Origin of the sequence: Vescimonas coprocola (genome assembly GCF_018408575.1) — a bacterium.
In the GTDB taxonomy this organism is placed as follows: Bacteria; Bacillota; Clostridia; order Oscillospirales; family Oscillospiraceae; genus Vescimonas; species Vescimonas coprocola.
This window is the reverse complement of the sequence record NZ_AP023418.1, coordinates 1,015,625-1,040,133: the sequence shown is the minus strand read 5'-3', so window position 1 is coordinate 1,040,133 and position 24,509 is coordinate 1,015,625. Positions and strand designations below refer to the sequence as shown.

The following is a 24,509-nucleotide window of genomic DNA, read 5'->3' as shown; positions in this document are numbered from 1 at the left end:
GAGGGCGGAAGCATCGCTTCCGCTCTCTCTTTGTGCGCCGCCGCTGTCACGACTGCCCCTCCCGGCATATACTGCCATAGAAGCGAAACGGAGAGGGAGGGACGTCACATGAGACACGGAGACGGCTGCGGGAGATTTCTTGGCATCTGTGCGCTGGGGCTGGGACTGGGCATCCTCATTGCCGCCATCTTTCCGGTGGGCGTGCTGATGTTTCTGGTGTCGTTCCTGCTGATCGCCTGTGGGATCGTTTGCTTGAAGGATAGGAGGTAGCTGCTGTGAAGATCGTGGTTTGGAAGTCGCCCCGTCTGCTGCGTGGGGTTCTGCGGATGCTCTTCGGCATCCGGGAATAAACGGCGGAAACGGCTCATAGAGTAGTCCAGCGCAGTAAGAAATTACGGGAGGACGAAAACATGGAGCTGGAACTGCAATATACGGAGCTGTCCTGCTGCGAGGCAGGGGAGAGCGTTACCCTGACGCAGGAGGAGACGCTGGAGGCGGCGATCCCGGAGTACTGCCCGGAGGTCACCCGCATCGTGGACGCCGTAGGACAGCTGTGCCTGCGGGAATATACGAGCCGGCAGATCAGCGGCTCGGTGCTGGTCACGGTGCTCTATACCTCGGAGGAGAGCCCTGGCCTGCGGAGCCTGACGCTGCCGGTGCCGTTTCTGACCCAAGCGGACGATAAGCGCCTCATCGGCTGCGACACCGTCTGCATGGCGGGCCGCCTGCTGCTGACGGAGGCCAGAGCCGTCACCGGCCGAAAGCTGTACCTGCGGGTCATGCCGGAGCTGACTCTCACCGGCTACACCTGCCGCCGCCACCGCATCTGCACCGGCGTAGGGGAGGAGCCTACCCTGCGCCTGCACCGTCAGGAGCAGTCCCTTACCCTGCTGACCTCGGTGACGCAGCGGCAGAGCAGCGTGACTCAGGAGCTCCAGCCCCAGGACTGGGGCGAGCCGCCGGAGGAACTGCTGGCCCAGCGCATCTGCCCCCGCATCACCGGCAGCCAGCCGGTGGGGAGCCGCCTGCTGGCAAAGGGCGAGGCCCGCATCTGCCTGCTGTACCGCACGCAGGACGGCTCCCTCCACACATGGGAGGACACCCTGCCCTTTTCCTGCCTTCTGGACGGCCTTACCGTCCCGGAGGAGGCGCAGGTCACGGTCACCGGCTCCTGCGGCACGGCCCGGCTCATCCGCAGCGACGGCGCAGCCGCCATCGGGGTGGAGCTGACCCTGAGCCTACTGGTGCGGACCTATGAGACGGTCACCGTCGCCCCGGTGACGGACCTGTACAGCACCCGCTGGGACACCGCTCTCCAGCGCCAGAGCCTGACCTTGACGGAGACCTGGCCCCCGGAGACGGTACAGCCGGAGGTACATCAGGAGCTGGAGAGCCGCCCCTTCCTGTATGTGACGGCGGCGGACTGCGGCGCCGTCACCACAGGGCAGGAGGGGGATCATACCACACTCCGCACCCCTCTGCGGCTGCGGCTGCTGTATCTGGACGAATCCGGCGCACCGGTCACGGCGGAGCGCACCGACGAGGCCGCCGCCCCCGTGCCTGGGGATGTGACCACCGCCCGTGCCGCCTGCCTGTCTCCCAGCCTGCGCCCCTCCGGCACGGGACTGGAGCTGACGGTCCCGGTGGAGCTGACGGTGGAGCGCAGCCGCCGATGCACATGGGACGCCATTACCGCCGCAGAGCTGACGGAGCCGGAGCCGGGACGGCGTCCCTCTCTGGTGCTGTGCCGGCCGAAGAAAGGGGAGAGCCTGTGGGAGCTGGCCAAGCGCTACCGCACGGATGAGCAGGCCATCTGCGCCGCCAACGGATTGGAGCAGGAGACTCCGCTGCCGTCGGGGCTGCTGCTGATCCCCCGTGTAAGATAGCAGAAAAAGAGCGTAGGCGATGCCTGCGCTCTTTTTTCGTAGAAAGCCTTATCCCTGTGCGTACCGGGCCAGAAACTGCCGGGTGCGCTCCTCCTTGGGGTGATCCATCACCATGCGTGGCTCCCCCTGCTCCACGATGACGCCACCGTCCATGAAGATGACCTGATCCGCCACATCACGGGCAAAGGCCATCTCGTGGGTGACGATGACCATGGTGGTGCGCTGCCGGGCCAGCTGCCGGATGACCTTCAGCACCTCCCCGGTAAGCTCCGGGTCCAGCGCCGAGGTGGGCTCATCGAAGCACAGGATGTCCGGCTTCATGGCCAGCGCACGGGCAATGGCCACCCGCTGCTTCTGTCCGCCGGAGAGCTGGTGGGGATAGTGTCCCATCCGATCTCCCAGACCCATCTGTTCCAGCAGGGCTTCGCCCTCCCGGCGGATGGCCTCCGGGGCCTCCCCGGTTCTCTCGGACTTGGCCAGCAGCCGCCGGGCCAGCGTTACATTCTCCAGCGCCGTATATTGGGGAAACAGATTAAAATCCTGAAACACCAGCCCGAAGTGTAGCCGGTTCCGCCGCCGCTCCTGAGGGGACAGGCTCCCGTCCAGCAGATTCCGTCCCCGGACGGCGATGCGGCCGCTGTCCGGTGTCTCCAAAAAGTTCAGGCACCGCAGCAGCGTGGTCTTTCCGCTGCCGGAGGAGCCGATGATGGACAGAGCCTGTCCCTCCTCCAGCGAAAAGCTGATGTCCCGCAGGACCTTGGTACCGCCGAAGCTTTTCTCCAGCTGTGCCACCTCCAGGATCGCCATAGTACCCCCTCCTTACCGAAAATAGCTGAGCCTGCGCTCGATGTACCGGAACAGCAGTGTCAGCAGCCCCACAAAGGCCAGATAGAATACCCCCGTGTAAAACAGGGGCCATGTGATGCCCTGCGCTTTGATGTAGCTCTCGCCCACCTTGGTCAGCTCCATGATGGAGATGATGCGGGCCAGCGAGGTGTCCTTCACCAGCGTGATGATCTCATTGGACATAGGCGGCACAATGCGCTTCACCATCTGCAGCAGGGTGATCTTAAAGAAGATCTGCCTGCGGGTGAGGCCCAGTACCTCTCCCGCCTCCCGCTGCCCGGCAGGCACGCCCTCAATGCCGCCCCGGTAGATGACGGAGAAGTAGCAGGCGTAGTTCAGCACGAAGGCCACGGTACACGCCAGCATCCGCTGGCTGCCCCAGATGTTGTGGCCCAGCCAGATGCCGGGGCCGTAGAAGATCAGGATCAGCTGCAGCATCAGGGGTGTTCCCCGGACGATCCACACCAGAACGTTAAAAAACCAGCTGACCGGACGGCACTTGCTCATGGAGCCGAAGGTCACCGCCAGCCCCAGCGGCAGAGAGAATACCAGCGTCAGGGCGAACAGCTTCACCACCTCACGCAGCCCCTCCAGCAGGGACAGTGTCACAGACCAGAACATGGGAAGAACTCCTTACACTCAGATTTCACAGGCCGCCCTTTTCACGGGCCGCCATAAAAAATGCCGCTGCGGCGGACAGCCCCCGCAGCGGCATTCTGGCCGTTATTTACTGACCACGCACCACCACGACCTGTGCGTTCTTGCAGTAGGCGTTGGTGCAGGCCATGGCGCTCATAACGCCATCGGTGAGGGTCATGCCGTTCCACACCACGTCGATGGCCTTGCTGTCCAGCTCATTGATCTTCTGACCCCAGTCGATGACCACGAACTGAATTTCCACACCCAGACGCTCCGCCACCAGCTTGGCAAGGTCTGCGTCAAAGCCGATCCACTGGCCATTTTCATCCTTATAGTCCATGGGGGCGAACTCCGTGATGCCCACCACCAGCGTACCCTTCTGCTGGATATAGCTGACGTCACTGTCCTCTCCGGCGGTGAAGGTGCCCTCCTGCTGGGGGACCAGCAGCTCCTCGGTGATGCCGTACTGCTGGGCCAGCTTCTGCATGGTCCCGCTCTGATAGGCATCGCCCAGCACGCAGTTGATGTACTGCGCCAGATCGGAGCCCTTGCGGCAGCCGATGCCGTACTCCTCCTCGGTGAGCCTGTCGGTGTAGGTGAGATCGGGGTAGCTGGTACCCTCACCGATCATGGCCCCGGCCATCAGCAGATCGATGATGGCGGCGTCGGAGGTGCCGGAGGCCACCTCCATCAGGGCGGCGGCCTGATCCTCCAGCGTGGTGACCTTCCAGCCCTTCTCCAGAGCGATCTCCTCGCCGGCGGAGCCGCCCTCCACGGCGTAGGTCAGAACCTTTTCGTCGGAATCCTTGCTTCCGCCGTTGTCCTTTTGGCCGCAGGCGGCCAGCAGGGAGGCGCTGATGGTCAGTGCCAGCGCCAGACACAGAAGCTGCTTGAACTTTTTCATGGGAATATCCTCCTTGATATGGTACACGGATGTGTTGTAACAGATGTATTGTGTTAGATGATGCGCTGTGTGGGGCCACGCTGTATTGTGTGAGGTGGCTCATGCTGCGCCGCATTTACCGGCGCTGTGCGGGGGATGTTCTGCGATGCAAAATGCCGGTTCAGCCTGCTCTCGGTTACTCCGTCTTGATGTCTGATCAGCCGCACCGGAGTAAGGGATGCGCTGCTCGAATGAGGGAGTACCCTGCGCCGTGCCGCATGATATCGATTCAGCCCACACTCCATCAGGCTGTCTCGGCGGAACGTTGTACGGAACGGTGTTGTGACGGACGGCCCAAATCCTGTGCTGGGCATCATGAGTCTTGCACTATTATCGCTTACTTTTCCGGAACTTGCAAGTCCCGCTGCCGATTTCCACCGCCGTTTTCTGCTGCTTTCGACCGTCCTCACCGCAGTCCTATGGGACCTTTCACCGTTGGTTTCCACCGCCGTTTTCCGTGGACCGCAACGTTATCGGGCCTTTTGCCGTTGTTTTTCGTCGGCAGGCTTCCGCAGCCCTCACCGCCGCCCGATTGGGATTTTCGCAGGTTTCCTCTCTGCGGGCCTTTATCAAGAACCGCCGCCGAGATTTTCACCGGTTCCCTTGGGGCAACGAGGGTGCTATGAAAGCTGCCCCGCCGGAGGCTGCCCCACTTTGGGGGCGCCTGTGCTTTCTATCTGTTATCGATGGTGTCGCTCCATACCAAAACCTCATTTCTGACGAAACCGCATGGATCAAAGCTGTCTCTCTCGTCTTTCTACGGTCTATCGCATGGCACCGGGCAGCCGCTCCCGCAGTTTGCGGTTCCGCTTGACCATATGCTCCCGGTCGCTTATTCACAGCGACTGGTTGCCCCGCTGACGATGGATATATTTTAACACTTTAGCGAAGTAGTGTAAAGATGCACATACGTAAAAATAGATTGATAGATGCAGATGAATTTTATGCAGAATAGACATATCCTGCCCATGCGTCCTAAGAAGAGATGTCTGTTCCCAAAGGGAGATGGTACCCCGGAAGCAACCGGGGCGTCCAGAGGAGAAAAACGGACGGAAAACGGCTCCCTTGCAGGTCCATACGATGTCCACAGACTGTCAGGAAAATGGGGGAGGTGTCCAATTTTTACGTATTTTCTCTAAAAGTTCAGAGTTTGTCCATTGATAATCCGGAATCGGAATTGTATAATAAAAGAAACATTCTGGAGAAGCGAGGAGGTCACAATGGCTTTTGTAGAATTTGAAAAGGTCAGCAAGATCTACCACACCGGAACGGTGGAGATCCCGGCGCTGCGGGACGCCACCTTTCAGGTGGAAAAGGGGGAGATCTGCGTCATCGTAGGGGCCTCCGGTGCCGGAAAGACCACGCTGCTGAATATTTTGGGGGGTATGGATACCCTCACCGGCGGCACGGTGAAGTTGGATGGCCGGGATATCTCCCGCTACGACCGGCGGCAGCTGACGGAGTACCGACGCCGCGACGTGGGCTTTGTGTTCCAGTTTTATAACCTCATTCAGAACCTCACGGCGCTGGAGAACGTGGAGATCGCCGCCCAGCTCTGCCCCCATCCGCTGGATGCGGCAGAGGTGCTGCGGGAGGTGGGACTGGGGGAGCGGATGAAGAACTTCCCGGCCCAGCTCTCCGGCGGCGAGCAGCAGCGGGTGGCCATTGCACGGGCGCTGGCCAAGAACCCCAAGCTGCTGCTGTGCGACGAGCCAACCGGTGCGCTGGACTATGTTACCGGCAAGAACATTCTGAAGCTGCTGCAGGACACCTGCCGCCGGACGGGGATGACGGTGGTCATCATCACCCACAACTCCGCTCTGACGGCCATGGCGGATCGGGTCATCTCCATCAAGAGCGGCACCATCCAGTCCGTGCGGAAGAATGAACACGTCACCCCTGTGGAAGAGATCGAGTGGTGAGGATATGCTGCTGAAAACTGCTTTTCGGGAGATCAAAACCAGCTTGGGCCGGTATCTGGCCATTCTGGCCATTATTGCGCTGGGTGTGGGCTTTTTTGCCGGACTGCGGGTGACCCGCACCGCTATGATCTCCACCGCCAATCACTATTTGAAGGATCTGGCCATGTTCGATGACCGGATCCTCTCCACTCTGGGCTGGACGGAGGAGGATGTGGATGCCTTCCGGAAGCTGGATGGCGTATCCGCCGCCGAGGGCGCCCGTTCCGCCGACGTGCTGTGCGTGGGGGAGGACGGCTCCGACATGGTGCTGAAGGCCCACTCCCTGACGCAGCAGGTGAACCGCCTGAGCTTACAGGCGGGACGGCTGCCGGAGAAGGCTGACGAGTGCGTGGTGGACGCATGGCGCTACGATGAGAGCGCACTGGGCAGCGTCATCCGGCTGTCGGACAACAACTCCGCCGATACGATGGATACCTTCGCCAGCCGGGAATATACGGTGGTGGGCGTGGCTGCCAGTCCTATGTACATCAACTATGAGCGGGGCGGCACGGCGCTGGGAAACGGCACCGTGGCGGCGTTTGTCTATCTACTGCCGGAGGGCTTTGCGATGGACTACTACACGGAGATCGACGTGACCCTCACCGGGGCAGATGGCCGCATCTATACGGCGGCCTATGACGATGCCGTGGAGGCCATGGAGCAGCCCCTGAAGGATCTGGCAGCCCAGCGGGCGCAGCTGCGGTACGACTCTCTCCGCAGTGAGGCGCAGGAAAAGCTGGCGGATGCCCAGCAGCAGCTGGACGACGCCCGGAAGCAGCTGGAAACGGGCTGGGCGGAATACTACGACGGCCTTGCCCAGTACAAGGACGGACATGCATCCTATATAGAGGGCGCCGGCCAGTACCGGGATGGGCTGGCAGAATACGACAGTGGCCGGGCGGCCTATGAGACGGCCCGGAAGGACTATGAAAACGGCGTGAGCCAATACAATCAGGGGAAGGCCGGCTATGAGGAGGGCCAGCGGCAGTATCAGGCGGCACAGCAGCAGTATCAGGAGGCGCTGGCGCAGTATCAGCTGCTGGAGCAGCAGGCGGCGGCCCTGCCGGAGGATAGCCCGGAGCTGCCGGTCCTGCAGGCCAAGCTGGCGGCCATGAAGGAGCAGCTGGACGCCACAGCGGCGCAGCTTTCTCAGAATCAGGCTCAGCTGGAGGCAACGGCGGCGCAGCTGGCTCAGAGCAAGGCCCAGCTGGATGCGGCGGGTGCGGCGCTGGATACCACGGAGCGGCAGCTGACACAGGCGCAGGAGAAGCTGGAGGAGTCGGCCCGGCAGCTGGCGGCGGCCAAGGCCCAGCTGGAGGAGACAGGTCCCAAGCTGGAGAGCGCCCGGCAGGAGCTGGAGGACGGCGAAAGGGAATTGTCCGACCATGAGGGGGAACTGGACGATGCCCGGCAGAAGCTGGAGGATCTGAAAGAGCCGGACACCTATGTGCTGGGCCGGGACACCAACGTGGGCTATGTATGCTTCGAGAGCGACACCAACATTGTGGCGGGAGTTTCCCGTGTGTTCCCGCTGTTCTTCTTCCTGCTGGCGGCGCTGGTGTGCATCACCACCATGACCCGCATGGTGGAGGAGCAGCGCACCCAACTGGGCGTACTGATGGCCATGGGCTATGGCCGGGGGGCCATCCTGTTCAAGTACTTCTTTTACTCCGGCAGCGCTTCGCTGCTGGGGTGCGCCATCGGCTTTGTGGGAGGCTCCTACATCTTTCCCAAGATCCTCTGGCACGCCTATAACATCATGTACGGCTTCGGGATCCCCATTGAATTTGTGCTGGATGGGAAGCTGGCGGCCATCTCCGTAGCCACCTATCTGCTGTGCGCTCTGGGGGCCACCTATCTGGTGTGCCGTGGCTTCTTGCGAGAGGTGCCGGCGGAACTGATCCGGCCCAAGGCCCCCAAGGAGGGCAAGCGGGTGCTGCTGGAGCGCATCACCTTCCTGTGGAAGCGGCTGGGCTTTTTGACCAAGGTATCCCTGCGGAACGTGCTGCGGTACAAGCAGCGGTTCTTCATGATGGTGCTGGGCATCGGCGGCTGCACAGCGCTGCTGCTGACGGGCTTCGGCATCAAGGACTCCATCGCCAATGTGGTGGACTATCAGTTCGAGGAAATTACCCTGTACGATGCGGCGGTGTCCTTCACAGAGGAGATGGATGCGCAGACGCAGCAGGCGTTTTCCCGGCAGGCCGCCGATGTGTCGGCGGTGGTGTTCCTCCACGACGGCTCCGTGACGGTGGAGGCAGGCGGCGGGGCCAAGACGGTGAATCTGCTGGTGCCTCAGAGCAGTCTGGAGGGCATGATGGACCTCCACCGGGGCGGCGAGAAGCTGTCCATGCCCGGAACGGGGGAGACGCTGCTCAACGACGCTCTGGCGGAGGCGCTGGGCGTGTCCGTGGGGGATACCGTGACCCTGCGGGACAGCGACATGAACACCCTGACGGTGACGGTCAGCGGCATCTTTGACAACTACGTGTCCAACTACGCCATCGTGTCAGCGGACACCTGCCGGGATCAGTGGGGCAGCGTGCCGCCGGTGAAAACCGCCTTCATCCGGGTGACGGACAACTCCGACGCAGGTGTCCACGCCGCCTCGGCCCGGATTTTGGATCTGGAGAACGTCTCGGCGGTATCGGTGAATCTGGATACCCGCCAGCGGGTGGGAACCATGATGTCGGTGCTGGATTACATCGTGTGGATGGTGACGGTGTGCGCCGGGGCGCTGGCCTTTATTGTGCTGTATAACCTCACCAACATCAATATCAACGAGCGCATCCGGGAGATCGCCACCATCAAGGTGCTTGGCTTCTATCCCGGAGAGACGTCGGCCTATGTGTTCCGGGAGAACAACACCCTGACGTTTTTGGGGATGCTGGTGGGTCTGCCGCTGGGCAAGTGGCTCCACGCCTATGTGATGAGCCAGATCCGCATTGACACCATCGCCTTCGACGTGCGGATCGCATGGCAGAGCGTGATGTTCTCCATACTGCTGACGGCGGTGTTTGCCGCCATCGTGAACGTGGTGATGTACTTCAAGCTGCGGCGCATCAGCATGGCGGAGTCGCTGAAATCCATCGAATAAGGGAAAAACGTGAAAAAAGCATCCCTGCTTCCTGTGAAGCAGGGATGCTTTACATATCCGGCTATCAGGGGGCTATCAGGGGAGCAGCAGCTGGGCGATCTGCACGGCATTGGTGGCAGCCCCCTTGCGAACCTGATCGCCGCAGCACCAGATATTCAGACCGTTGTCACAGGTCAGATCCTCCCGGATGCGGCCCACGAACACGGTGTCCTGATCGCTGGTGTCCAGCGGCATGGGGTACCGGCGGCTGGACAGATCGTCCACCAGACGGCAGCCGGGGGCGGCGGCGATGAGCTCTCTGGCCCGCTGGACGGAGATCTTCTCACGGGTGCGGACCACCAGCGAGACGCTGTGGCTCCGCACCACAGGTACCCGGACGCAGGTGCAGCTGACTTGCAGGTCCGGCAGATGCATGATCTTGCGGCCCTCGTTCTGCATCTTCATCTCCTCAGAGGTGTAGCCCTCATAGGCCTCACCGCCGATCTGGGGGATGACGTTGTAGGCGATCTGGTACTGGAACACCTGCGGGTGGACGGGCTTGCCCTCCCGCAGCAGCTCCACCTCCTCCATAAGCTCACGGGGACCGCCGGCTCCGGCACCGGACACCGCCTGATAGGAGGAGGCGATGATGCTCTGGATGGGGCTGTCCTGGTTCAGGGCATTGATGGCCACCAACGAGACGATGGTGGTGCAGTTGGGATTGGCGATGATGCCCTTGTGGCGGCGGACGTCCTCCGGGTTGATCTCCGGGATCACCAGCGGCACATTGGGGTCCATGCGGAAGGCACTGGAGTTATCCACGAACACGGCACCCGCCTTAACGATGGCCGGGGCGAAGCGCTTGGCGATGTCGTTCTCCGCAGCGCCCAGCACGATGTCCATACCCTCGAAGGCACTGTCCTCAGCGGGCTGTACCGTCAGCTCCCGGCCCTGCCAGAGCAGCTTTTGCCCGGCGGAGCGGGGGGAGGCCAGCAGCCGCAGTTCCTCCACGGGAAAGCTGCGCTCGGCCAGTATTTTCATCATTTCACGGCCCACCGCACCGGTGGCCCCCAGAATGGCAACGTTCATAGTTTGGTTCCTCCTTATTTTACAAAGCTGTCGTACAGGACGCGGATGGCACGCTCAAAGTCGCTGCCGTCCACGCCCACGATGATATTCAGTTCCTCCGGTCCTTGGGTGATCATGCGGATGTTGATGCCGTTTTCACCCAGCTTGGCGAAAATGCGACCGGAGGTGCCGGGCTTATAGGCCATTTTCCGGCCCACGGCGGCCACGATGGCCATGTTGTCCGTCACATGGATACTGTCGGGCTTCAACTCCTTTTGCAGATCACCCAGCATGGGATACAGGCACGGGGTCACCTTCTGGGCCGACACCACCAGCGATACCGTGTCGATGCCGGAGGGCAGGTAGTCCACGTTGATGCCGTAGCGCTCCAGCACCTCCAGGATCTGCCGCAGGACACCGGCCTGTGAGGACATTCCGTTTTTGGTGATGGTGATGACGGAGAAATCCTTGCGGCCGGCGATGCCGGTGATGAGGTTCTCGTCTGCCAGCTCCGGCTCGTCGAAGCGCTCCCGGATCATGGTGCCAGGGTGGTCGGGCTGGTTGGTGTTGCGGATGTTCAGGGGGATGTTCTTCTCCCGCACCGGGGAGACGGTCCCTTCGTGGAGCACCTGCGCCCCGATATAGCTGAGCTCCCGCAGCTCGGCGTAGGTGATGCGCTCGATGGGACGGGGGTCCTGCACGATCTTGGGGTCGGCCATAAGGAAGCCGGAGACGTCGGTCCAGTTTTCATAGACGTCGGCGTCCAGCGCCGCCGCTGCCAGAGCGCCGGTGATGTCGCTGCCGCCGCGGGTGAAGGTCTTGACGCTGCCGTCGGGCATGGCCCCGTAGAAGCCGGGGATCACCACCCGGCGGCCGGAGGCGGTGCGGCGCAGGGCCTCGTAGCTGGCGGGCTGGTCCACGGTGCCGTCCAGCCGGAAGCGGAGCCAGCAGATGCTGTCCAGAAAATCGTAGCCCAGATAGTCCGCCATGAGGCGGGCGGCGAAGTATTCGCCACGGCTCACCAGCTCGTCCTGACTGATGCCACGGTCCATCTTTTCCCGCAAGGCGGCGAACTCCGCTTCCAGCGGTGTGGACAGGTGCAGCTCGTCCCGGATGGAGAGATAGCGGCTGCGGATCATGTCGAACACGGCGTCGCAGCTGACGCCGTATTGCAGGTGGGCGTAGCACAGATACAGCAGGTCCGTCAGCTTGTGGTCGTCCCGACTGCGCTTTCCGGCGGCGCTGACCACCACCACACGGCGGCTGGGGTCAGAGTCCACGATGGCCTTCACCTTGGCAAACTGATGGGCGTCGGCCATAGAGGAGCCGCCGAATTTCAATACCTTTAACATAGGAGGATCGCCTTTCTTTCATGGATACAGTGCCGTTTGTTCCGCAGCGGACAGAGAGTATTTATGTCCTCGGAATAAAAACACTTGCTTTTTTCTTGGAGACAGTGTATCATACTGTTTCAGAAAAAGCAAGTGGCAAAAGGAGCGTTTTTTATGATCTACCACAGCACGAGGGATGAAAAACTGACGGCGGCCCCGGCCAGAGCCGTTTTAGAGGGCATCGCACCGGACGGAGGACTGTATGTCTGCGATCCGGGGAAGCTGGATTTTGACTGGCAGGGGACCTTGCAGAAGGATACCATGTCCATGGCGGCGGACATTCTGGGTGTACTGCTGCCGGACTTTCAGGATATGAACGGACTGGTGCGGGCCAGCTATGCCGGAAAATTCGCCAGCGATGACCTGACGCCGCTGGTGCCGGTGGGGGAGCGGTATGTGCTGGAGCTGTACCACGGGCCCACCAGCGCCTTCAAGGACGTGGCCCTGTCGGTGCTGCCCCGGCTGGTGAGCGCCGCCGCCAAGCAGGAGGGGGCCGGGGATGTGGTAATCCTTACCGCCACCTCCGGCGACACCGGTAAGGCGGCGCTGGAGGGCTTTCACGACGTACCCGGCACCCGGATCATGGTGTTCTATCCCGCCGGGGGCGTGTCGCCGGTGCAGGAGGCCCAGATGGTGACGCAGGAGGGCGGCAACGTCCGGGTGTGCGCCATCCGGGGGAACTTCGATGATGCGCAAACCGGCGTGAAGAATGTCTTTGCAGCCTGTAAAGGGAAAGAACTTCACGGTGCGGTGCTATCCTCCGCCAACTCCATCAACATCGGGCGGCTGGCCCCACAGGTGGTGTACTACTTCCGGGCCTATGCCGATCTGGTGCAGACGGGGCGCATCCGGGTGGGGGAGAAGGTCCACTTTGTGGTGCCTACCGGCAACTTCGGAGATATTCTGGCAGGGTATTTCGCCAAGCGCATGGGTCTGCCGGTGGGGCGGCTGGTGTGCGCCAGCAACGCCAACGATGTACTGACGGAGTTCATCTCCACCGGTGTATACGACCGGCGGCGGCCCTTCTATAAGACCACGTCGCCCTCCATGGACATTCTGGTGTCCAGCAATCTGGAGCGGCTGCTGTACCTGCTGTCGGAGGGGGACTGCGGCTATGTGGCGGGGCTGATGGAGCAGCTGAACCGGGAGGGACACTATCAGGTGTCGCCCCGGCTGTTGGAACGCTTGCAGGCGGAGTTCGACTGTGCCTGCTGCGACGATGCCGGGGCGGCAGAGGTCATCCGTCGGCTGTGGCAGGAGCAGCACTATCTCTGCGACCCCCACACGGCGGTGGCGTGGTCGGCGGCAGAGCAGGTGCGGCTGGAGGACGGGGCTCCGGTGGTGGTGCTCTCCACGGCATCACCCTACAAGTTCCCGGCGGCGGTGCTGGGGGCGCTGGAGGGCGGCTGCGACGGCGACGAGTTCGCCATGATGGAGCGGCTGCACCGGCTCACCGGCACAGAGGTGCCGAGGAATCTCGCCGGTTTGCAGGGCCGGACGGTGCGCCATCGGGACGTCATCGACAAGGAGCAGATGCTGGACTATGTGCTGGCAGAGGTCATGAGGAGCTGAAAGGAGCGGACTATGAACATCGTTTGTTTGGATATGGAGGGGGTGCTGGTGCCGGAGATCTGGATCGCCTTCGCAGAGGAGAGCGGTATCCCGGAGCTGCGGCGCACCACCCGTGACGAGCCGGACTATGACAAGCTGATGCGCTGGCGCATTGACATTCTGCGCCAGCATGGACTGGGGCTGACGGACATTCAGAACACCATCCGCCGCATTGACCCGCTGCCGGGAGCCAGAGAGTTTCTGGACCGGCTGCGGACTAAAGCGCAGGTGGTGATCCTCAGCGACACCTTCGAGCAGTTCGGCCTGCCGCTGATGGAGAAGCTCAACTGGCCCACCCTGCTGTGCAACACGCTGGAGGTAGGGGAGGACGGCATGATCTCCGGCTTCCGGATGCGGTGCAGTCACTCCAAGCTCACCACCGTCCGGGCCTTCCAGTCCATGGGCTACGATACCATCGCCTCCGGCGACAGCTACAACGATCTGGAGATGATCCGGGCCAGCAAGGCGGGCTTCCTGTTCCGCACCACGGAGCAGATCAGGGCGGACTATCCCCAGTATCCGGCCTTCGAGGAGTATGACGACCTGCTGGCGGCCATTGAACAGGCGCTGTAAAGGGGAAACGCATGACAGAGAGAGCCTCCGCAGGAGGGCGGTTCCGCCGGTGCAGATGTGGTATGGGGCATCGGCGGAGACGCCGGTGTCGTGGGTATCTCCCGTGCGGAGGTTTGTCACCCAGAGGGTTCCGTTCTGCCGGTAGGTGGCATAGGCGGCACCGGCATAGAATTGCAGGCCGTCCTCCTGCCGCTGGGGGATGTAGGCGGCGGCACGGGACACGGTCGGCCGGGCCAGTGGCGAAACGAAAAATATGCACTTTGCACAAAAATGAGGGACGAATCTATTGACTTTGCCGTGGAGGTATGGTAAAAGTAAGGAGAAAGACAGTGGTTGGATGGGCGATAAAGGAGGCTCTATCATGAAAGCGGGAAGGAACATAGCGGTGCTTGCGGTATCCTTGCTGGCAGGGCTTGTGCTGGTGCTGCTCTGGATAGGTCGGGGCGGCAGAGAACCGGAGAAGACGGAGGTATCCGTGACGGAAAAGCAGGCCATGACCTTCGCAGAGGGTGAAATCCGCCGCATCGCCGGGGAGGGCGGGCCGGACTGCACATGGGACGATACCACGGCGATCCTCCAAGGCAGGCCCCTTTACGGCCCCGACGACCGGTGCAACGGATATGTGTGCAGGCTGACCACCGGCGGCATGGAGACAGGGTATCTTCAAGTGGATGCGCTGGGCGGGGAGCTTTGCACCGGCGCTTACTCCTTCGACGGTATCCCGGCCTATGAGGGACTGGCCGAGGAGGGCGGAGGGACGGTCTCGGAGGAGCGGCTGTACTTTTTCGGCGGCATCTCCTACGGCGTAAGGCTGGAGGACGGGAGCTTCCGGCTGATGGGCTCTCCGGAAAGGGTGAGCGCCGAGACGGCGGCGGAGCAGTACCGGCACACGGTGGAGCAGGTGCAGCGCCAACGAGCGGAGTAAGAGATGATGAGCGGCGTATTCTCCGGCGGGAGGGTGCGCCGCTCTATTGACAGCGGTGGTATAATCTATTATGGCTGAAAATATACGAAAACGAGGACAACACTATGGACATTACACAGGGCGCACCCTTCGAGAGCTTTGGGCTGTCGGAGGCGACCATGCGTGCCATACACAACAAAGGATATGAAGTGAGCACCCCCGTACAGGCCGGGTGCATCCCCCCCATGCTGGCGGGGAAGGACGTGATCGCCAAGGCCCCTACCGGCACCGGTAAGACCATGGCCTTCGGCATCCCCATCATCGAGCGCATCGACCCGGAGAGCGAGGCGGTGCAGGCGGTGATCCTGGCCCCCACCCGTGAGCTGGCCATGCAGATCACCGAGGAGATGCGGGAGGTGGCGGTGTGCCACGAGGGGGTGCGGCTGGTGTGCCTGTACGGCGGCCAGCCTATCGGTAAGCAGATCAACGCCCTGAAGCGGCGGCCCCAGATCGTGGTGGCCACGCCGGGGCGGCTCTCCGACCACATGAAGCGGCGGACGGTGGTGCTGAACGAGGTGTCCACCGTGGTGCTGGATGAGGCGGACCGGATGCTGGATATGGGCTTTATCCACGATGTGCGGCGGATATTGGACAAGATCCCCAACCGGAAGAATCTGGGGATGTTCTCCGCCACCATCTCCCGTGAGGTGATGGATATCTCGTGGATCTATCAGCGGGATCCGGAGGAGATCACGGTGCAGGCCACGCAGGAGAATAAGCCCGATATCTTGCAGTACCGCCTCGATGTGGACTCCGACGCCAAGGTGGACGCCATTGCCGCCATCATCAAGAAGCAGGGGCTGGAGCGGGTCATCTGCTTCTGCAACACCAAGGGCTCCACGGAGCGGCTGACGAAGTTTTTGCAGATGCGTGGGCTGGACGCCCAGTGCATCCACGGAGATATCCCCCAGAAGAAGCGGGAGGAGGTCATGGCCCAGTTCCGGGAGGGCAAGCTCCATGTGTTCGTGGCCACGGACGTGGCCAGCCGGGGCATCGACGTGGACGATGTGGACGCCGTCTTCAACTTCGACGTGCCGGAGGAGAATGAGTACTACGTACACCGCATCGGCCGGACGGGGCGGGCCAAGCGCCACGGTGTGGCCTACACGCTGCTGTCGGATTTCCCCAGCCGGATGCGGCTGGACGATATCGCCCGCAACACCCGCAGCCAGATCGTCTCCGCCAAGCTGGAGGAGGACGGCACGGTGGTTCCGCTGGAGAAGTAAGAGGTGGGGCTATGAATATTTGGAAACGGGGCGTTTGCCTGCTGCTGACGCTGGTGATGGCGGCGGCGCTGGCGGGCTGCGGCACCCGGCGGGAGCCGCAGACGCTGCGGGTATGCCTGCCGGAGCTGCCGGGGACGCTGGACCCGGCTATGGTCACCACAGACTCCGAGCGCATCGTGGTGAGCCATCTGTATGAGAATCTCATGAAGCTGTCCTCTGACGGGCAGGGCGGCAGCCGGGTGGAGGCCGGGGCTGCCCGGAAATATACCTGCACCGACAACAACGACGGAACCCAGACCTATACCTTTACCCTGCGGGACATGAAGTGGTCCGACGGGCAGAAAGTGACGGCGGCGGATTTTGTCTACGCCTGGCAGCGGCTGGCGGACCCGGCCACGGCCTCCCCTAATGCGGCGCTGCTGGAGATGGTGGCGGGGTATCGGCAGGTTCGCAGCAGCGGCGATGTCAGCAAGCTGCAGGTGTCGGCCCCGGAAGAGAACACCTTTGTGGTGACCCTCAGCAATCGGTGCGCCTACTTTTTAAGCGCCGTGTGTACGGCAGCGGCCACCATGCCGGTACGCAGCGATCAGCCGAAGAACTGGCAGGCGGATCCCACGGCCCTGTGTACCAACGGGGCCTACCGCATCAGCGAATGGAAGAACGGTCTGCTGACCGCCACGGTACCGGAGAGCTACTACGACCGACGACGGCTGCAAATGAGCACGCTGGTGTTCCGGTTCGAGACGGATGCGGCGATGAGGACGGAACTGCTGAAAAAGAACGAGGTGGATTTCGTACTGGGACTGTCCCAAGAGGAGCTGGCGGATGAGCCGGAGACATGGACACCGGACAGCTATCCTCAGGTGATGACGCTGCTGGTGAACCAGATGGCACAGAGCCTGGCCAGCGAGGAGCTGCGGCAGGCCATGTCGCTGGTCATCGACCGGAACGCCTTGGCGGCGCTGACAGAGAGCCGTCTGGTGACTCTGGCGACCGGACTGATTCCCGGAGGGATACGGAACACCATGGGCGGAGACTTCCGCACGGAGAGCGGCGACCTCATTAACAACGACCCAGAGGCGCTGACGGCTGCCCGTGAGAAGGCGGCGGAGCTGATGCAGCAGGCCGGTCTGACGGACCCCAGCAGTCTGGCGGGATTGGGGCAGGTGACGCTGCTGTACGAGGAGAACGACATCAACGCCAAGCTCGCCCAGCTGCTGCGGGATACGTGGCGGGATCAGCTGGGCCTTGTGGTGACGCTGAAGGGCGTTACCGGCGAGGAGGTACAGCGGGATGTGGCCAGCGGCGAGTTTACCATCGCCATGGTGACGCTGAAAAGCGACCGCAACGACGCCATGGGCCTGCTGCGGCAGTGGGCCAGCGGCAGCAAGGAGGGGGAGTTCTTCTACTCCCACGCCTACGATATGCTGATGGGTGTGGCAGCGGACTGCGGCGAGGTAGAGGTACGGGACGCCTATTTGGAGGATGCCGAGCGTCTGCTGCTGGAGACGGGGTATGTATGCCCCTTGTATTTTACCGGCCAGAGCAGCCGGCTCAGCAGCGCCTACACGGGACTGCTGACGGATGGTATCGGCGGGTACTACTTCTCCTATGTGGTTCAGCAGAACAACGGATAACAGAATTAAAAAGAGCATCCTGTGAAGGAAATAGCCCTCACAGGATGCTCTTTTTCTTGGGAAAATGCCATGGGATGGGGCGTCCTCCCGGGAGGAAAGCCCCGTGGTGGGAGGCGGCAATTACCGGATGCCGGTAACGTGGTAGCCGGCGTCCTCCACGGCCTGACGCAGGGTGTCATCGGACACGTCGGGGGTGCAGGTGACGGCGGCGGACTTGGAGTCCAGATCCACGGTGGCCTCTACGCCGGGCAGGTCATTGAGGGCCTTTTCCACACGGCCGGTGCAGTGGGTGCACATCATGCCGTCAATATGGATGGTCTTGTTCACGGTATTCTCCTCCTTTCCTTGAGACTGGAACACGGCGCTCTCCGGCAGGGGAGCGGTGGGTGCAGGCTGATCGGGAAAGGCCGGGGGCTTCCAGCCCCGCAGACGCAGGGCATTGGACACCACGCACACGGAGCTGAGGCTCATGGCGGCGGCGGCCAGCATGGGATTCAGGGTCAGGTGCAGGGCCGGATACAGGACACCGGCGGCCACAGGGATGCCGATGGAGTTATAGAAGAAGGCCCAGAACAGGTTCTGCTTAATGTTCCGCAGCACGGCACGGGAGAGGTCCATGGCGGCGGGGATGTCCAGCAGACTGCTCTTCATCAGCACCACATCCGCCGACTCGATGGCGATGTCCGTACCGGCGCCGATGGCAAGGCCCACATCGGCCTGCGCCAGCGCCGGGGCATCGTTGACGCCGTCGCCCACCATGGCCACCCGCTGACCTTGCTGCTGGAGCTGGGCCACGCACTTGGCCTTATCCTGCGGCAGCACCTGTGCGATGACCTGATCTACGCCGATCTGACGGGCGATGGCGTTGGCGGTGCGCTGGTTGTCGCCGGTGAGCAGCACCACTCGGCGGCCCATGCGCCGCAGGGCTGCAATGGCCTTGGCACTGTCGGGCTTCACCACGTCCGCCACGGCTATACAGCCCAGCAGATGGCCGCTCTCGGCGAAGAACAGGGGCGTTTTGCCGTCCTCGGCCAGCCGGTGAGCGTCGGCCTCCATGGCCGCCAGCGAGACACCGTTCTGCGCCAGATAACCGGCATTGCCGGCCAGCACCGCTTCGCCGGAGAGGGTGGCCTGGATCCCGCCGCCGGGGACGGAGCGGAAGCCGGACACGGGGCAGAGGGGGATGTGGCGGGCTTGAGACTCCTCCACGATGGCGTGGGCCAGCGGGTGCTCCGAGGGCTTCTCCGCCGAGGCGGCCACGCAGAGCAGCTCCTCCTCCGTGACGCCGGGGGCGCAGAGGGTATCCGTGACACGGGGCTGGCCCATGGTGACGGTGCCGGTTTTATCCAGCACCACCGTCTGCACCTTGTGCAGCAGCTCCAGACTTTCTGCGGACTTGATGAGGATGCCCTGCTGGGCGGCCTGTCCCGTACCTACCATGATGGCCACGGGGGTAGCAAGACCCAGAGCGCAGGGGCAGGAGATCACCAGCACGGCGATGGCGATGGAGAGGCAGAAGCGGACATCCATGCCCCCCACGAAGGCCCACAGCAGGGCCGCCGTCAGGGAGATGGCCATGACCGCCGGCGCGAAGATGCCGCTGATGCGGTCTGCCAGCCGGGAGATGGGGGCCTTGGAGGAGGCGGCCTCCTCCATGAGCCGGATGATCTGGGAGAGGGTGGTGTCTCCGCCCACACGGGTGGCACGCAGCTCCAGATAACCGGAGCTGGTGACAGTGGCAGAGGTGACGGCGTCGCCGGGGACCTTCTCCACCGGCAGGCTCTCACCGGTGATGGCGGACTCGTCTACGGCGGCGTGGCCGTCGGTGATGACGCCGTCCACGGGGATACGGCCGCCCTGACGGACGATGACGGTGTCACCGGCCACGATCTCCTCCGTGGGGATGGTGAGCTCCTGTCCCTGACGGCGCACCATGGCGCTCTCCGGGGCCAGAGCCAGCAGGGCGGAGATGGCGCCGGTGGTCTTGCCACGGGAGCGCTCCTCCAGATACTTGCCCACCGTCACCAGCGTCAGGATCATGCCGGCGGACTCGAAGTACAGGTCCGGCATACCGGATACCTGTCCGGCGGCCAGCAGGCCCATTTCAATGAGGCTGTATACAAGGCCAGCCGCAGCGCCGACGGCCACCAGCGAGTCCATATTGGGGCTGAGCTTCACCAGACGGGAGAAGCCTACGGTAAAGTAATTGCGGTTGAGAATGAGAATGGGGATCACCAGCGCCAGCTGCAGGCAGGCCAGCAGCAGAGGGTGCATATGCAGCACCTGCGGCAGGGGCAGGCCCATCATGTGGCCCATGCTCAGGTAGAACAGCGGCACCAGAAATACCACCGACCAGATGAGGTGCTTCTTCCGGCGGCGGAGGGCGGCGTCCTGATCCCGGCGCAGCTGGCCCTGATCCGTCTGAGAGGCGGGAGAGGCTCCGTAGCCCGCCGCCTTTACGGCGGCGATGATGTCACTTTCGGTGACCGCCTTCTCGTCGTAGGTGACGGTCATGCTGCCCAGCATCAGGTTCACCGGGGCGCTCTGCACGCCGCTGAGCCTGGAGACCGCCTTTTCCACATGAGCCGAGCAGGCGGCGCAGGTCATGCCGGTCACGGCGAATTGCTCTGTCATCATCGGCACCCCCTTACTTCATGAGCTTTTGCAGGGTGGTGACCAGCTCGTCAATGACGGCGTCATCCCCCTGACGGATGCCATCGGCCACGCAGGTACGGATGTGGGTGGCCAGCAGCTCCTTGCTGAAGCTGTTGAGGGCGGCGCTGACGGCGGAGACCTGGATCAGGATATCCGGGCAGTAGGCGTCCTTTTGCAGCATCTCCCGCAGGCCACGGACCTGTCCCTCGATGCGGTTGAGGCGATGGGTGAGTTTCTTTTGCTCCTCGTCGGAGCGGTGCTTTGTCTTATGGCAGCAGCAGTCCATGCAAATACCTCCCTGGGGTATAATTTCATGGTGGCATTATATACCCCCTGTGGGTATTTGTCAACGTTTTTCCTTGGGCTTGAAGAAAATGGCTGCCAGCACGGAAAAGACCACCGCTGCGGCGATGCCGCCGGAGGTGGCGGTAAGGCCACCGGTGAGGATGCCCAGCGGCCCCTTTTCCGCCACGGCCTTGGCCACGCCCTTGGCGAGACTGTATCCGAAGCCGGTGAGGGGGACAGTGGCGCCGGCGCCGCCCCAGTCCACCAGATACTGGTAGACGCCCACCGCCTGCAAAAGTACCCCGGCCACCACATAGCCGGTGAGGATGCGGGCAGGGGTCAGTTGGGTGCGGTCGATGAGAAACTGGCCGATGGCACAGAGGACGCCGCCGCAGAGAAATGCGTTCAGGTAATCCAAGGCTTACACTCCTTCCTTTGCGGCGGAAAGCGCCACCGCATGACAGATGCCGGGGATGGACTCCCCCTGAAAGGAGGAGGTGGGGCTCAGCAGCGCCCCGGTGGGGGCGAAGAGCAGGCGCTTCCAGCGTCCCTCCCGCAGGCCACGGAGCAGGTAGCCGTTGAACACGGCGGCGGAGCAGCCGCAGCCGGAGCCTCCGGCGTGCATATCCTGCTTCTCCAGATGGTACAGCAGCAGCCCGCAGTCGGTGTAGTTTTTCGTCATGTCCACGCCGTCCTGCCGGAAGAGGTCAGTGACGATCTGGTGGCCCAGCAACCCCAGATCGCCGGTGACGATGAGGTCATAATCCTCCGGGCCGGTGGCGGTAGCAGTGAAGTGCGCCCGCAGGGTGTCGTAGGCGGCGGGGGCCATGGCGGCCCCCATGTTGTTGGCATCGGTGATGCCCCAGTCCACGATGCGGCCGCAGGTGACGTGGGTGATATAGGGGCCGTCCCCCTGAGCACCCAGAATACAGCAGCCGGAGGCGGTGGCCGTCCACTGGGCGGTGGGGGTGCGCTGGCTGCCGTAGGGAACCGGCATCCGGTACTGGCGCTCGGCGGTGCAGTAGTGGGAGGAGGTCATGGCAGCGGCCAGCCGGGCGAAGCCCCCGTCAATGAGCAGCGCCGCCAGGGACAGGCTCTCTCCCATGGTGGAGCAGGCGCCGTACAGCCCGTAGAAGGGGATATGGAAGCTCCGCAGGCCGAAGGAGGTGCCGATGCACTGGTTCAGCAGGTCCCCAGCCAGCACGTAGTCCAGTTCACCGGCGGTGAGGCCACCCTTTTCCAGCGCCCGGCGCAGGACCCGCTCCTGCATGGCGGATTCTCCCTGTTCCCATGTCTTTTTCCCAAAGAAGGCATCGGGGGATAGCTCGTCGAAATAGTCGGAGAGGGGGCCTTGCCCCTCCATGCGGCCGCCGATGTTGGCGAAGGACACCACGCTGGGAGGATGGGAGAGCTGCACCGTCTGGCGGCCCGCTCGTTTGGTCTGCATAGACTTCACCTCGTGTTTCGTATTTGAGGTAGTTTGCCCCGGTGAGGGAAAAATAAACAAGGAAGGAAACCCTGCGGCTTTGCCGCAGGGCTTCCTTCCTTTTCAGATGTTCCATCGGAACAGCAGCAGATATGTCGCTGCAAAATCACCGGCCGCCAGATTACGATTACCGGCTGCGGGGTCACTCGCCGGATCTCTCCGGGACGGTTGCCGCCGCTTCAGGCTCCGGCAGCAGATCCGTCATGCTCTTGAGGCTGATGCCCAGCGTGGAGGCATTGTGCAGCAGCGCAGAGGTGGTGGGGGGCAGGATGCCCGCCACGCCCAGAAGAATCAGGCCCAGATTGAAGCCCACAATGAAGCGGTAGTTCCGATGGATGCGATCCATAAGGCTCTGACTGATGCGCCGCAGCGTCACCAGCTGGAACAGATCCTCGGAGGTGATGGTGATATCGGAGATCTCCCGTGCGATGGCGGCGCCGGTGGAGATGGCGATACCGGCATCGGCCTCCGACAGGGCAGGGGAGTCGTTGACGCCGTCACCGATCATGATGACCGTGTGTCCGGCGGAACGCTCCCGGCGGATGAAGTCTGCCTTATCCTCCGGCAGGACCTCGGCGTGGAACTCGTCCACCCCTACCTCCTCCGCCACACAGGCGGCGGTACGGCGGTTGTCGCCGGTCATCATGACCACCTTGCGGATGCCGCAGTCGTGGAGCGCACGGATGGCGTCCTTGGCCTCGGCCCGCAGGGGATCGTGGATACAGATCACCGCCGCTAGCTGCCCGGCCAGACACAAATAGAGGTGGGAGTACTGGGTGGGCAGGGCATCGAACCTCTCCTGCTCCCCGGCGGGGATGGTGCAGCCCTCGTCCTCGAAAACGAAGTGGGCGCTGCCGATGAGGGTCTTTTCGCCGTTTACCATGCTGGAGATGCCGTGGGCCACGATGTACTGCACCTGAGAGTGGTACTCCTCGTGGGACAGGCCCCGGCGCTTGGCCTCCTCCACCACGGCGGTGGCCATGGAGTGGGGATAGTGCTCCTCCAGACACGCCGCCAGACGCAGCATCTCTTGAGCGTCGTGACCCCCGAAGGGGACCACGTCCTGCACCGTGGGGACGGCGTAGGTGAGGGTACCGGTCTTGTCGAACACCACGGTATCCGCCTGGGCCACGGCCTCCAGGAAGCGGCCACCCTTGACGGAGATGTGATAGCTGCTGCACTCCCGCATGGCGGAGAGCACGGCGATGGGCATGGAGAGCTTCAGAGCGCAGGAGAAGTCCACCATCAGCACCGCCAGCATTTTGGTGACGTTCCGGGTCAGCAGGTACGTCAGCACCGTACCGCCCAGCGTATACGGTACCAGCCGGTCCGCCAGACGGGCGGCCTTGTCCTCGGTGGTGGATTTCAGCTTCTCGGACTCCTCGATCATCCGGACGATGCGGTCGTAGCGGCCGCTGCCCTGCACCTTCTGAACCTCCACCACGCATTGGCCCTCCTCGGCCACTGTTCCGGCGTATACCGGACTGCCGGGGCGCTTGACCACGGGCATGGACTCCCCGGTGATGGAGGCCTGATTCACCATGGCCTCGCCGCTGACCACCTGACCGTCCAGCGGGATAAGGCTGCCGGTGCGGACCAGCATCCGGTCGCCCAGCTGCACGTCACCGATGGGAACCAGTACCTCCGTATCGCCCCTTTGCAGCCATACCTTGTCCACATTCAGGGACATGGCCCCGGCCAGATCGGCCACAGACTTCTTGTGGGTCCACTCCTCCAGAATTTCGCCCAGCCGCAGCATGAACATGACGGAGCCGGCGGTGGAGAAGTCGCCCCGAACCATAGAGACGGTGACGGCGGTGGCGTCCAGCACCGCCACGGAGAGCTCGCCGTGCCACAGGGCCGTCAGCCCCTCCCGGATGTACTTCACGGAGCGGTACAGGGCCATGGCCGTGGTGATGGGGGCGGGGAGGAACAGCTTGGAGAAGATACGGCGCATCACCGTCATGGCCAGCTTGTCCTCGAACTCCCGGTTCAGAGCACGGGAGGTGTGCTCCGGCACCAGTTCCATGGCCTCGGCCTTGGCGAAGGAGAAGGAAGCCAGTGCGCCGATCACGGCGCTGCGCTGGCCGGTGTAGCGCACCACGGCATCCTGTGTGCGGTCATAGACCGTGACCTCCGTGACACCGTCTACGCTGCGAAGATAGTATTCCAGCAGATCCGCCTCATGCAACGACATCCGGGCGCAGTGCAGATGTACCCGCAGGCGGTTGGGGGACTCGTGGAGAATGTTGCATTTCATAG

General features: G+C 62.9%; 20 protein-coding genes. 10 read left to right on the top strand and 10 right to left on the bottom strand.

Translation table 11 applies throughout. The features are described 5' to 3' along the window. Positions 1-108: 108 nt before the first annotated feature. Entirely contained in the window at positions 109-270 is a 162-nt protein-coding gene (locus KJS28_RS05150) for a hypothetical protein (RefSeq protein ID WP_021858923.1), read from the top strand. 140 nt (positions 271-410) lie between these two features. Continuing rightward, on the top strand, positions 411-1,886 hold the full coding sequence (locus KJS28_RS05145) for a DUF3794 and LysM peptidoglycan-binding domain-containing protein (RefSeq protein ID WP_213542004.1): 1,476 nt from the start codon (positions 411-413) through the stop codon (positions 1,884-1,886). A 48-nt stretch (positions 1,887-1,934) separates the two neighbouring features. Here KJS28_RS05145 and KJS28_RS05140 read toward each other — a convergent pair whose 3' ends face one another. The 3 genes from KJS28_RS05140 to KJS28_RS05130 form a co-directional block, all read right to left on the bottom strand. After that, a complete protein-coding gene (locus KJS28_RS05140) occupies positions 1,935-2,693 on the bottom strand; it encodes an amino acid ABC transporter ATP-binding protein (protein ID WP_021858925.1) in 759 nt (252 codons plus the stop codon). A 12-nt stretch (positions 2,694-2,705) separates the two neighbouring features. Beyond that, positions 2,706-3,353: an amino acid ABC transporter permease gene (locus tag KJS28_RS05135; protein ID WP_021858926.1), complete on the bottom strand. Its 648-nt coding sequence runs from the start codon at positions 3,351-3,353 to the stop codon at positions 2,706-2,708. Positions 3,354-3,459: 106 nt separating this feature from the next. Next, a complete protein-coding gene (locus KJS28_RS05130; RefSeq protein WP_213542003.1) occupies positions 3,460-4,275 on the bottom strand; it encodes a transporter substrate-binding domain-containing protein in 816 nt (271 codons plus the stop codon). A gap of 1,259 nt (positions 4,276-5,534) precedes the next feature. Between KJS28_RS05130 and KJS28_RS05125 the strand changes: the two genes are divergently transcribed. Then, positions 5,535-6,236 (top strand): ABC transporter ATP-binding protein, encoded by a 702-nt coding sequence (locus tag KJS28_RS05125; RefSeq protein ID WP_021858929.1) that lies wholly within the window; start codon positions 5,535-5,537, stop codon positions 6,234-6,236. 4 nt (positions 6,237-6,240) lie between these two features. Then, on the top strand, positions 6,241-9,372 hold the full coding sequence (locus tag KJS28_RS12640) for an ABC transporter permease (protein WP_213542002.1): 3,132 nt from the start codon (positions 6,241-6,243) through the stop codon (positions 9,370-9,372). A 75-nt stretch (positions 9,373-9,447) separates the two neighbouring features. Here KJS28_RS12640 and KJS28_RS05115 read toward each other — a convergent pair whose 3' ends face one another. Further along, positions 9,448-10,440, bottom strand: a complete 993-nt coding sequence (locus tag KJS28_RS05115; protein ID WP_213542001.1) for an aspartate-semialdehyde dehydrogenase — start codon at positions 10,438-10,440, stop codon at positions 9,448-9,450. Between the two features lie 14 nt (positions 10,441-10,454). Then, positions 10,455-11,771, bottom strand: coding sequence for an aspartate kinase (locus KJS28_RS05110; RefSeq protein ID WP_213542000.1), 1,317 nt, complete (start codon positions 11,769-11,771; stop codon positions 10,455-10,457). A 153-nt stretch (positions 11,772-11,924) separates the two neighbouring features. Here KJS28_RS05110 and thrC point away from each other — a divergent pair, with 153 nt between their 5' ends. The 6 genes from thrC (at position 11,925) to KJS28_RS05080 (ending at position 17,821) form a co-directional block, all read left to right on the top strand. Further along, positions 11,925-13,382 carry a threonine synthase gene (gene thrC, locus KJS28_RS05105; protein ID WP_213541999.1) on the top strand — a complete coding sequence of 486 codons (1,458 nt, stop codon included), beginning with the start codon at positions 11,925-11,927 and terminating at the stop codon, positions 13,380-13,382. 12 nt (positions 13,383-13,394) lie between these two features. Then, positions 13,395-13,994, top strand: a complete 600-nt coding sequence (thrH, locus tag KJS28_RS05100) for a bifunctional phosphoserine phosphatase/homoserine phosphotransferase ThrH (protein WP_213541998.1) — start codon at positions 13,395-13,397, stop codon at positions 13,992-13,994. A 57-nt stretch (positions 13,995-14,051) separates the two neighbouring features. Continuing rightward, on the top strand, positions 14,052-14,306 hold the full coding sequence (locus tag KJS28_RS05095) for a hypothetical protein (RefSeq protein ID WP_213541997.1): 255 nt from the start codon (positions 14,052-14,054) through the stop codon (positions 14,304-14,306). Between the two features lie 49 nt (positions 14,307-14,355). After that, a complete protein-coding gene (locus KJS28_RS05090) occupies positions 14,356-14,919 on the top strand; it encodes a hypothetical protein (protein WP_213541996.1) in 564 nt (187 codons plus the stop codon). A 104-nt stretch (positions 14,920-15,023) separates the two neighbouring features. Further along, positions 15,024-16,184: a DEAD/DEAH box helicase gene (locus tag KJS28_RS05085; protein WP_213541995.1), complete on the top strand. Its 1,161-nt coding sequence runs from the start codon at positions 15,024-15,026 to the stop codon at positions 16,182-16,184. 11 nt (positions 16,185-16,195) lie between these two features. Then, positions 16,196-17,821: a peptide ABC transporter substrate-binding protein gene (locus KJS28_RS05080; RefSeq protein ID WP_213541994.1), complete on the top strand. Its 1,626-nt coding sequence runs from the start codon at positions 16,196-16,198 to the stop codon at positions 17,819-17,821. 120 nt (positions 17,822-17,941) lie between these two features. On the opposite strand, the gene KJS28_RS05075 is transcribed toward KJS28_RS05080, so the two are convergent. The 5 genes from KJS28_RS05075 to KJS28_RS05055 form a co-directional block, all read right to left on the bottom strand. Next, positions 17,942-20,458 (bottom strand): heavy metal translocating P-type ATPase, encoded by a 2,517-nt coding sequence (locus tag KJS28_RS05075; protein ID WP_213541993.1) that lies wholly within the window; start codon positions 20,456-20,458, stop codon positions 17,942-17,944. Between the two features lie 10 nt (positions 20,459-20,468). Next, positions 20,469-20,762, bottom strand: coding sequence for a metal-sensing transcriptional repressor (locus KJS28_RS05070; RefSeq protein ID WP_021858203.1), 294 nt, complete (start codon positions 20,760-20,762; stop codon positions 20,469-20,471). Between the two features lie 60 nt (positions 20,763-20,822). Then, the gene (gene spoVAE, locus KJS28_RS05065; RefSeq protein WP_213541992.1) at positions 20,823-21,179 is read right to left on the bottom strand and encodes a stage V sporulation protein AE; all 357 of its coding nucleotides are present in this window, start codon (positions 21,177-21,179) and stop codon (positions 20,823-20,825) included. A 3-nt stretch (positions 21,180-21,182) separates the two neighbouring features. Beyond that, positions 21,183-22,208, bottom strand: a complete 1,026-nt coding sequence (gene spoVAD, locus KJS28_RS05060) for a stage V sporulation protein AD (RefSeq protein ID WP_213541991.1) — start codon at positions 22,206-22,208, stop codon at positions 21,183-21,185. Positions 22,209-22,389: 181 nt separating this feature from the next. Continuing rightward, complete coding sequence (locus KJS28_RS05055; protein ID WP_213541990.1) at positions 22,390-24,507, bottom strand: heavy metal translocating P-type ATPase; 2,118 nt, start codon at positions 24,505-24,507, stop codon at positions 22,390-22,392. Between the last annotated feature and the right edge of the window lie 2 nt (positions 24,508-24,509).

Bases quoted from the DNA above. Each gene is read 5' to 3' on its own strand.
- KJS28_RS05150 (WP_021858923.1), top strand. From the start codon at position 109: ATGAGACACGGAGACGGCTGCGGGAGATTTCTTGGCATCTGTGCGCTG.
- KJS28_RS05145 (WP_213542004.1), top strand. From the start codon at position 411: ATGGAGCTGGAACTGCAATATACGGAGCTGTCCTGCTGCGAGGCAGGG.
- KJS28_RS05140 (WP_021858925.1), bottom strand. From the start codon at position 2,693: ATGGCGATCCTGGAGGTGGCACAGCTGGAGAAAAGCTTCGGCGGTACC.
- KJS28_RS05135 (WP_021858926.1), bottom strand. From the start codon at position 3,353: ATGTTCTGGTCTGTGACACTGTCCCTGCTGGAGGGGCTGCGTGAGGTG.
- KJS28_RS05130 (WP_213542003.1), bottom strand. From the start codon at position 4,275: ATGAAAAAGTTCAAGCAGCTTCTGTGTCTGGCGCTGGCACTGACCATC.
- KJS28_RS05125 (WP_021858929.1), top strand. From the start codon at position 5,535: ATGGCTTTTGTAGAATTTGAAAAGGTCAGCAAGATCTACCACACCGGA.
- KJS28_RS12640 (WP_213542002.1), top strand. From the start codon at position 6,241: ATGCTGCTGAAAACTGCTTTTCGGGAGATCAAAACCAGCTTGGGCCGG.
- KJS28_RS05115 (WP_213542001.1), bottom strand. From the start codon at position 10,440: ATGAACGTTGCCATTCTGGGGGCCACCGGTGCGGTGGGCCGTGAAATG.
- KJS28_RS05110 (WP_213542000.1), bottom strand. From the start codon at position 11,771: ATGTTAAAGGTATTGAAATTCGGCGGCTCCTCTATGGCCGACGCCCAT.
- thrC (WP_213541999.1), top strand. From the start codon at position 11,925: ATGATCTACCACAGCACGAGGGATGAAAAACTGACGGCGGCCCCGGCC.
- thrH (WP_213541998.1), top strand. From the start codon at position 13,395: ATGAACATCGTTTGTTTGGATATGGAGGGGGTGCTGGTGCCGGAGATC.
- KJS28_RS05090 (WP_213541996.1), top strand. From the start codon at position 14,356: ATGAAAGCGGGAAGGAACATAGCGGTGCTTGCGGTATCCTTGCTGGCA.
- KJS28_RS05085 (WP_213541995.1), top strand. From the start codon at position 15,024: ATGGACATTACACAGGGCGCACCCTTCGAGAGCTTTGGGCTGTCGGAG.
- KJS28_RS05080 (WP_213541994.1), top strand. From the start codon at position 16,196: ATGAATATTTGGAAACGGGGCGTTTGCCTGCTGCTGACGCTGGTGATG.
- KJS28_RS05075 (WP_213541993.1), bottom strand. From the start codon at position 20,458: ATGATGACAGAGCAATTCGCCGTGACCGGCATGACCTGCGCCGCCTGC.
- KJS28_RS05070 (WP_021858203.1), bottom strand. From the start codon at position 20,762: ATGGACTGCTGCTGCCATAAGACAAAGCACCGCTCCGACGAGGAGCAA.
- spoVAD (WP_213541991.1), bottom strand. From the start codon at position 22,208: ATGCAGACCAAACGAGCGGGCCGCCAGACGGTGCAGCTCTCCCATCCT.
- KJS28_RS05055 (WP_213541990.1), bottom strand. From the start codon at position 24,507: ATGAAATGCAACATTCTCCACGAGTCCCCCAACCGCCTGCGGGTACAT.